Genomic DNA, 7,899 nt, shown 5'->3' with positions numbered 1-7,899 from the left:
CGATCACCCGCCAGTTCGAAGCGGTGCGGTCGGCCTCCGAAGAGGAGCACCGGCAGACCGTCGAGGCCATGCACGACATCTACCGCCAGACCACCGACGAGGCGGACGCGATGTTCAAGCAGTCGACCGAGAAGTTCACCAATCTCGTCTCCAGCATGAAGCAGATGGCCTTCGAGATGCACAACGAGCTCGAAGCCACCCGCAACGAGCTGCGCCGCGGCGTGCTCGAGATGCCGCAGGAGGCCGCCGAGAGCACTGCGCAGATGCGCAAGGTGATCGTCGACCAGATCGAGGCCCTCGCCGAGCTCAACCGCATCGTGGCCCAGCACGGCCGCGGCCTCGACGTCTCCACGACGGGCCGCGCCAGCGTGCAACGCCAGGAAGAGCCGATGCTGGCGGCCGTCGGCGCGCGCAGCACCGAGACGCGCATGCGCGAGAGCGCCAGCGCCTCGACGCTGCCGCCGCCGGACCTCGGCATGCCCGCCTCCTCGCGCCGCACCGAAGCTCCCCCGGTGGCGCCGGCCGGCAATGACCAGGGCCGTGACGGCTGGTTGTCCGACCTGCTGAGCCGCACGGACGCCAACCAGGGCGCGCCCACCGGACGTGAGCCCCAGCGCGGCCGCCAGGCTGCACCGGTTCCGCAGCCGCAGGCTCCGCAAGGTGGCGGCAATCCGCTGGAATCCTTGTCGCTCGACATCGGCCGGCTGATGGACCGCAACCTCGCCTCCGAGATGTGGGACCGCTACCAGCGCGGCGAGAACAAGGCCTTCACCAAGCGCCTCTACACGCCCGCCGGCCAGAAGGCCTTTGACGAGGTCGCTCGCAAGTATCGCTCCGACCGCAACTTCAAGGCCACGGTCGACCGCTATGTCGCCGAGTTCGAACGCCTCCTCGACGAAGTCGCCCGCGACGGCCGCGGCCCGCAGGAGCTGCGCAACCACCTGACCTCCGAGACAGGCCTGGTGTACACGCTGCTCGCTCACGCAGCGGGCCGGCTGGGATAAGCGGTCAATCGCCAAGACGCATGACGAATGAAAACGGAGGCCTCACGGCCTCCGTTTTGTTTTGGGGAGGTTGTTGCCTCCACAAACTCGTCATTGCGAGGAGCTCTTGCGACGACGCAATCCAGACTGCTTGTGCGGAGACGGTCTGGATTGCTTCGCTTCGCTCGCAATGACGAGGTGGGAGACGAGTGCAACGTCGCTACTGCCGCCTGCGCTCGGGCGCCGCGGCTGGCTTCGGCGGCTCTGGCGGCGCGGCTGGCGGTGCGTTGTTGCTGGCGCCGAACAGGACGCGGGTCGGGTTGCGGTCGAAATTGTTGACGGCGCGGCTGATGTCGCCGAGCGTGCGGCGGCCGTCGGTCATCAATGCGCCGGAGCGCTTGTCGAAATCGTCGGCCAGTTCGCGGATCGACTTCACCGCCAGAAACAGCTCGCCGCCGTCCTTGCCGCCGGCGAGCGTGTTGAGGCCGAGCATGAGGCTATCGGCCTTGAGCATCACGCCGTCGACCTTGGCCATCACGCCGTCGATCTTCTCCGAGTTGCGGGCGAGCGAGTTGGTGAAGGTCTCGAGATTCTTCAGCGAGTTCTTCACCGACTCCTGATTGTCGGCGACGATCTTGTTGATGTTCTGGAGCGTCCCGCGGATCGCCTCGGTGACGTCCTGGAGCTTGTTGGGATCGGCCGTCAGCGTCGGAATGCCGTCCTCGTCCAGCGGCGGCGACGGCGCCGCCTCTTCGCCGCCCTTGAGCGAGATCGCGGCGACGCCGGTCAGGCCCTGAAATTCGAGGCCGACCAGGGTGTCCTTGCGGATCGGGGCGTTGTTCTCGACCATGGCAAGTGCGACAACCCGCCGCGGGTTGTCGAGCTTCACCGAGACCACCTCGCCCACCCGGATACCGTTGAAATTGACGCTGCCGCCGTTGCGCAGGCCCGCGGCCGGGCCCTCGAACACGACGCGCAGGGGGCTACGCTGCTTGGTGGTGTGCAGCGACTGAAACCACAGCACGAAGCCGATCGCGGCGGCGATCACCGCCAGCGTGAACGACCCGATCAGCACGTAATTTGCCCGCGTTTCCATCAGCTACTCCGGCATCTCAGCCCATCACCGCGCGAGCGCGCTTGCCATGGAAATATTGCCTCAGCCAGGGATGCTGCGAGGCCTGCATGTCGGCGATCGACCCTGCCGCAATGATCTTACCGTTGCCTAAAACGGCGATGCGGTCACATGCTGTGTAAAGGCTATCGAGGTCGTGGGTTACCATGAAAACGGTCAGCCCCAAAGTACGCTGCAAGGTCCTGACCAGCTCGTCGAAGTCGCCGGCGCCGATCGGGTCCAGGCCCGAGGTCGGCTCGTCCAGGAAGACGAGATCCGGGTCGAGCGACAGCGCGCGCGCCAGCGCCACGCGCTTGATCATGCCGCCCGACAGTTCCGAGGGAAAGCGATCGGCGACTTCAGGCTTGAGACCCACCATGGTGAGCTTGGCGATGGTGATCTCGTCCATCAGCCGTTGCGACACCCGCAGATATTCGCGCATCGGAAACTGGATGTTCTGCCGCACCGTGAGCGAGGAGAACAGCGCGCCCTGCTGGAACAGCACGCCCCAGCGCCGCTCCACGTTGCGACGCTGCGACGTATTGGAGGCATCCAGATCGACTCCGAACACCTCGATGCTCCCTGCGAGCTTCGGCACGAGGCCGATGATCGTGCGTGTCAGCACGGACTTGCCCGCGCCGGAAGGGCCAACGAAGCCCAAAATCTCGCCGCGCTTGACGTCGAGGTCGAGGCCGTCGAGCACGCGCGTCGCGCCGAACTGCACGGTGATGTCGCGGACGCGGATGATGGGGTTCTGGATCTCGCCTGCCATCCTCACATCCCGATCGAGGCGAAGAAGATGGCGAACACGCCGTCCATGACGATGACGAAGAAGATGCCCTTCACCACCGACGCGGTCGTGTGCTGGCCGAGCGATTCCGCACTGCCCTGCACGGCGAGGCCCTCGACGCAGGCAACGATGCCGATCACCGCAGCCATCACCGGCGCCTTGACGATGCCGACGATGAAATGGTCGATCGAGATGGCGTCGCGCAGGCGCAGCAGGAAGGCTTCGGGATCGACGCCGCCGTAGAGCCAGGCGACAAGACCACCGCCATAGAGTGCGGCCATCGCGCCGAGGAAGGCCAGGATCGGCAGCGCCAGCACCAGCGCCAGCATGCGCGGCAGCACCAGCACCTCGATCGGATCGAAGCCCATGGTGCGCAGCGCGTCGATCTCCTCGCGCATCTTCATCGAGCCGAGCTCGGCCGTATAGGCGCTGCCCGAGCGGCCGGCGACCATGATCGCGACCAGCAGCACGCCGATTTCGCGCAACACCAGCACGCCGAGCATGTCGACGACGAAGATGTCGGCGCCGAACCTGCGGAAATGGAAGATGCCCTGCTGGGCAATGATGCAGCCGATCAGGAAGGTGATCAGCACCACGATCGGCACCGCGCGCCAGCAGACCTGCTCGAGATGATGCACGGTCGAGGTCAGGCGGAACGAGCGCGGATGAATCAGGGTACGCGCGCCCGCCGCGAGCACCGCGCCGAGCATGTCGATCAGGCCTGCCACGGTGCCGGCAACCCCAGCCACGGTCTGGCCGATCTGCTCCAGCATGCCGGTGATGGTGATCGTGCTGGTGTCGACGACAGGCGTCGCCCTGACCCGCCGCACCTCGTCCACGAGGCTCGAATAATTGGCGGAGAGGCCGGCGATCTGCGCCTCGACGGCGCCCTGCGTCAGGCTGCGGCGCAGCCGCTCGATCAGCCACGCGCCAAAGGTGTCGAGCTTGGCAACCTCGGACACGTCGATAAAGATGCTTTGTGGGCCGCCGGCGAGCTTCTCGGCGTCAGCCACCATCCGCTCCAGGACCGGCGCGAAGCTCGCGGTCCAGGTTCCAGTGGCGCAGAGTGCCAGCGCATTGCCCTTTGCAATCCGTTCCAGCTTCGGATCGCCGTTCAAGATGTCCGCTCCCGTGCCGGGGCGCGAGAAACGGTTGAAATCAGATGGTTGCGCACGCGCCCTTACCCGGAGAAGGTATCCCCAACTGGTTAACCTTAGTTGCTAGAGGTAACCAGCAGGTTCAGATTTCGCCAGAGTTCAAAATGACTTCCAGCAAAGTTCCTGCCCTCGGCGCGCGAATCGAGCGCTTTCCCATCGCCGGCAGTTTCACCATCAGCCGTGGCGCCAAGACCGAGGCCGTTACCGTCGTGGCCGAGGTCCGCCGGAAGGGCCTGACCGGCCGCGGCGAATGCGTGCCCTATCCCCGCTATGGCGAGACGCCAGAGGCGACCCTTGCCGCCATCCAGGCCATGCAGGACGCCGTGGCCGGCGGCCTCACCCGCCAGGCCCTGCAAGCCGCCATGCCGCCCGGGGCGGCCCGCAATGCCCTGGATTGTGCCCTGATCGATCTGGAAGCCAAGGCGGCGGGCCTGCGGGCCTGGAGCCTGCTCGACCGCCCGGCGCCGGGCGAACGCACCACGGCCTACACCATCTCGCTGGACACGCCCGAGGCCATGGCGGCGGCGACTGCCAAGGCGGCGCACCGGCCGCTGCTCAAGATCAAGCTCGGCGGCGACGGCGACGGGGAGCGGATCGCCGCGGTGCGCAACGCCGCACCCGAATCCGAGCTGATCGTGGATGCCAACGAGGCCTGGACCGAAGCCAATCTGGAGCAGAATCTCGCGGCCTGCGAGGCCGTCGGCGTCACCTTGGTCGAGCAGCCGCTGCCCGCGGGCCAAGACGACGCGCTGGCGCGGATCAAGCGGCCGCTGGTGGTTTGCGCCGACGAGAGCGTGCACGACCGCACTTCGCTGGCGTCACTCCGCGAGCGCTACGACGCCGTGAACATCAAGCTCGACAAGACTGGCGGCCTCACCGAGGCGCTGGCGATGGCCGATGCCGCGCAGGCGCTCGGCTTCGAGATCATGATCGGCTGCATGGTCGCGACCTCGCTGTCGATGGCGCCTGCGATGCTGGTGACGCCGCAGGCGCGCTTCGTCGATCTCGACGGCCCGCTGCTGCTGACGCGCGACCGCGATCATGGCCTGCGTTATGATGACAGCCTGGTCTACCCGCCGGACGCGTCGCTCTGGGGATGAGCTTTCAGCCGGTGCCGCGCCGACCAGATCACAAGCGCACCCACACCGGCCATCGCGGCCATGACGTAATACAGGCCGTCGCCGATGCGGGCGTAGATCGCGCCCGACGCGATCGAGGTGGTCGCACCCAGCAGCCCGTTGCACGCGGCGTAATAGCCCTGCCCGCGCGCGATCTGATGCGACGGCACGCGCTGCACCAGCAGACTCATCGTGCCGAGAATGGTCATCCCGAAGGTGAGGCCGTGGCCGAGCTGCACGACCGCGAGCAGCGCGAGCGGCGGGTCGTATGCGGTGACGACCCAGCGCACGACCGCGCTCGCGCCCCCGATCGCCATGAGCGAGGACGGGTGCAGCGAGAAGCGCGGCGACAGCGCGAACACGACGATTTCGGCGATCACCCCTAACGTCCAGAGCCCCGCGATCGTCAGCCCGCCGAGGCCGTGGGCCTGCCAGTTGATGGCCGAGAACGTATAATACGCGACATGACTGCCCTGAATCAGCGCGGCCGAAACGATGATGGCCCAGAAGCCGGCATCGCGCAGCAGCGCCTTGCTGGCGGGCACCGCCGTCGTCCTTCGCCTGACATCGTCGAGCGGCTGCAGCAGCATGCCGGCGGCGACCCCAACCACGGCCCAGGCGACGATGATCCAAATCAGATCGCGCGCCGCGATATGGTCTACGAGATAGCCGCAGGCGAGCGAGCCGGCGGCGAACGCTGCCGAGCCCCACAGCCGCACCGGCCCGTAATCGAGCCCGTAGCGGGCGACGCCACGCAGCGCATAGGCGTCGGTCAGCGGCATGGTCGGCGTCCACATCATGCAGGTCAGCGCATAGATCAGGAACAGCGCCAGCGGCTGCTGCTGCAAGCCGACCGCCGTGAACCCGATCGCCGTCGCCAGCACCGACACCATCATGCCGGCGCGAATCGCATGTCGCTTTTCGGCAAAGGCGGTGATCTGCGGCAGCGTGGTGAAGCGTGTGATCGCCGGCAGCGCGTTGATGAGGCCGATCCAGGCCGCGTCGATGCCGATCGCCTTCAGCCAGAGCGGAAAGAACGGCAGATGCGTTCCCGACACCGCGAACACGGCCGAGTAGAACAGCGCGAGGCTCACGGCGAATCGCCGCTTCTGAGCTGCTGCGATGGGGATTTGTGATTCGCCTGCCATTAAACCAATTGCGATTCGGTCGATATCGTGATGATCGTTACTGTAACGCGCGGTGATTTGCGCGACGAGATTGACATGGCCAACGAAGCATTCGCCCTCTCGCCTATGTCTGCCCGTGCGGCCGAGCCGAACGAGCAGGATTACGACGCGATCCGCGAAGCCTTCATGGAGACCGCGCGCGGCCGCTGGTTCCTCGGCGAATACGCCAAGCGCAACCGCAATGCCGATACCCGCATGGTGCTCGACGCGGTCGCGAAAATCGAAGAAGCCCTTGCGGCACAGCGCCAACCCGTCGTCGAGGACCGCCTCCCCGAGGCGCTGGTCGCGATCCGGCACGCGATCCGCGAAGCCGAGACGATTGCGATCGCGGCGTTCGATCCCGCGGCGATCGAGGCGAGCCTCGCGCCGATTCCGCGCGGCCTGCGCATCATCAAGGAGATCTCCTGGCGCTGGCGCGAGATCGGCGCCGACGGGCGAATCTGCGACCTGATTGATTCGCAGCTCGCGTCGATCGAGGCGGCCTGCGCGCAGGTTGCCACCATCGACCCTCGCGCCGACCTCAAGGCCGCATTCGATCTGCTCAAGGACCGGATCGACCAGACCGACGCTGACGCAATGCCGCAGGCCGCGCGCCCCTCGCCGGCTCCGGTGCAGGAGGCACCCTCGCCCGTTGCGGAAGCTCCGCTGCCGGAGGCCGCGCCTGCGGCGATGGCCAGCGAAGCACCCGTGGCTCTTACGGAGGCGCCGCAGGGCATCGCAGAGGCGATCGAGCCCGAAGCCGCCATGGAAGCGGCCGGAATCGTCGCCGAGGCCTTCTCCGTTGCAGAGCAGGCGACGGACGTCGCGCTCGAGCCGGAGACCGTCGCCGAGAGCCGGATCGCGCCTGAAGACACCGCTTTTGAAGAGCCAGCCACTGAGGCCTTCGCGGAGGTGACGGACGAATTTTCGCTCGATGCCGCCGCCGAAGCCGAGGACGAAGCCATCCTCGAGGCCATCGCGCTGGAGATGGCCGCGCCAGACCCGGAATTCGACGAGATCATCGAACCGGTCGAGATGGAAGCGACGGTTCCGGAGCCGGTGGTTGCGGAGGCCGCAGCGCCCATCGCAGCCGAGATACCGGAGCCGATCGCACCCGAGCCGTTCGCACCAGAGCCAGTCGCCGCTGCAGCGATGGTGGAGGAGCCCGTAGAGGAAGCGCCGATCGCGATGGAATCGCTGGCGCGCCTCACCAACGCCATTGCAGAAGCCGCCGCCGAAGTGATGGAGCAGCCAGCGCCCGTCATGGCAGCATCCGCGACATTCGGCGCGGCGCAGGCCACGACGCTCCCGATGACGTCGCCGGTTCCGGAAGCTTCGCTTGGCGCCACCATCCTCGCCAGCGGCATCCTGCAAAAGCCCCGCGCCGCCGCCAACGATCCCATGGCGCCCATCCGCCGCATGACGCAGGCCGAGAAGATCGCGTTCTTCTCGTAAGGGGATGCGGCCTGCTCCGTCTCGTGTCCCGGACAAGCGAAGCACAGATCCGGGACCCACGAGCCACAGCTTCCGTCGCCACATGGCCCCGGCTCTGCAGCGCACCGTCGAAGAGACGC

At 67.0% G+C, this 7,899-nt stretch carries 6 protein-coding genes and 1 pseudogene; 3 read left to right on the top strand and 4 right to left on the bottom strand.

From position 1 onward, the window contains the following. Window positions 1-1,004, top strand: a pseudogene (locus tag IVB32_RS03520) (negative regulator of septation ring formation); the annotation flags it as partial. Window positions 1,005-1,203: 199 nt separating this feature from the next. Here IVB32_RS03520 and IVB32_RS03515 read toward each other — a convergent pair. From IVB32_RS03515 to IVB32_RS03505, 3 genes are read right to left on the bottom strand one after another with little or no spacing between them, the layout of a single operon-like run. Continuing rightward, on the bottom strand, window positions 1,204-2,079 hold the full coding sequence (locus IVB32_RS03515; RefSeq protein ID WP_085394487.1) for an MlaD family protein: 876 nt from the start codon (window positions 2,077-2,079) through the stop codon (window positions 1,204-1,206). A 16-nt stretch (window positions 2,080-2,095) separates the two neighbouring features. Beyond that, window positions 2,096-2,866, bottom strand: a complete 771-nt coding sequence (locus tag IVB32_RS03510) for an ABC transporter ATP-binding protein (RefSeq protein WP_094183540.1) — start codon at window positions 2,864-2,866, stop codon at window positions 2,096-2,098. 2 nt (window positions 2,867-2,868) lie between these two features. Next, window positions 2,869-4,002, bottom strand: a complete 1,134-nt coding sequence (locus IVB32_RS03505) for an ABC transporter permease (protein ID WP_018457531.1) — start codon at window positions 4,000-4,002, stop codon at window positions 2,869-2,871. 143 nt (window positions 4,003-4,145) lie between these two features. On the opposite strand from IVB32_RS03505, the gene dgcA reads away from it, so the two are divergent. Next, window positions 4,146-5,141 (top strand): N-acetyl-D-Glu racemase DgcA, encoded by a 996-nt coding sequence (gene dgcA, locus IVB32_RS03500; protein ID WP_247409859.1) that lies wholly within the window; start codon window positions 4,146-4,148, stop codon window positions 5,139-5,141. Here the strand turns inward: dgcA and IVB32_RS03495 are convergent. Then, entirely contained in the window at window positions 5,111-6,307 is a 1,197-nt protein-coding gene (locus IVB32_RS03495; RefSeq protein ID WP_247409832.1) for a major facilitator superfamily domain-containing protein 6, read from the bottom strand. The two genes, dgcA and IVB32_RS03495, sit on opposite strands and share 31 nt — an antisense overlap. A 75-nt stretch (window positions 6,308-6,382) precedes the next feature. Between IVB32_RS03495 and IVB32_RS03490 the strand changes: the two genes are divergently transcribed. After that, window positions 6,383-7,780 carry a hypothetical protein gene (locus IVB32_RS03490; RefSeq protein WP_026233391.1) on the top strand — a complete coding sequence of 466 codons (1,398 nt, stop codon included), beginning with the start codon at window positions 6,383-6,385 and terminating at the stop codon, window positions 7,778-7,780. Window positions 7,781-7,899: the final 119 nt, after the last annotated feature.

Source organism: Bradyrhizobium sp. 23 (genome assembly GCF_023073295.1).
Classification (GTDB): Bacteria; Pseudomonadota; Alphaproteobacteria; order Rhizobiales; family Xanthobacteraceae; genus Bradyrhizobium; species Bradyrhizobium canariense_D.
Note: the sequence above shows the minus strand (reverse complement) of the source record. Positions and strands in the feature narration are given on the sequence as shown.

Bases quoted from the DNA above. Each gene is read 5' to 3' on its own strand.
- IVB32_RS03515 (WP_085394487.1), bottom strand. From the start codon at position 2,079: ATGGAAACGCGGGCAAATTACGTGCTGATCGGGTCGTTCACGCTGGCG.
- IVB32_RS03510 (WP_094183540.1), bottom strand. From the start codon at position 2,866: ATGGCAGGCGAGATCCAGAACCCCATCATCCGCGTCCGCGACATCACC.
- dgcA (WP_247409859.1), top strand. From the start codon at position 4,146: ATGACTTCCAGCAAAGTTCCTGCCCTCGGCGCGCGAATCGAGCGCTTT.
- IVB32_RS03495 (WP_247409832.1), bottom strand. From the start codon at position 6,307: ATGGCAGGCGAATCACAAATCCCCATCGCAGCAGCTCAGAAGCGGCGA.
- IVB32_RS03490 (WP_026233391.1), top strand. From the start codon at position 6,383: ATGGCCAACGAAGCATTCGCCCTCTCGCCTATGTCTGCCCGTGCGGCC.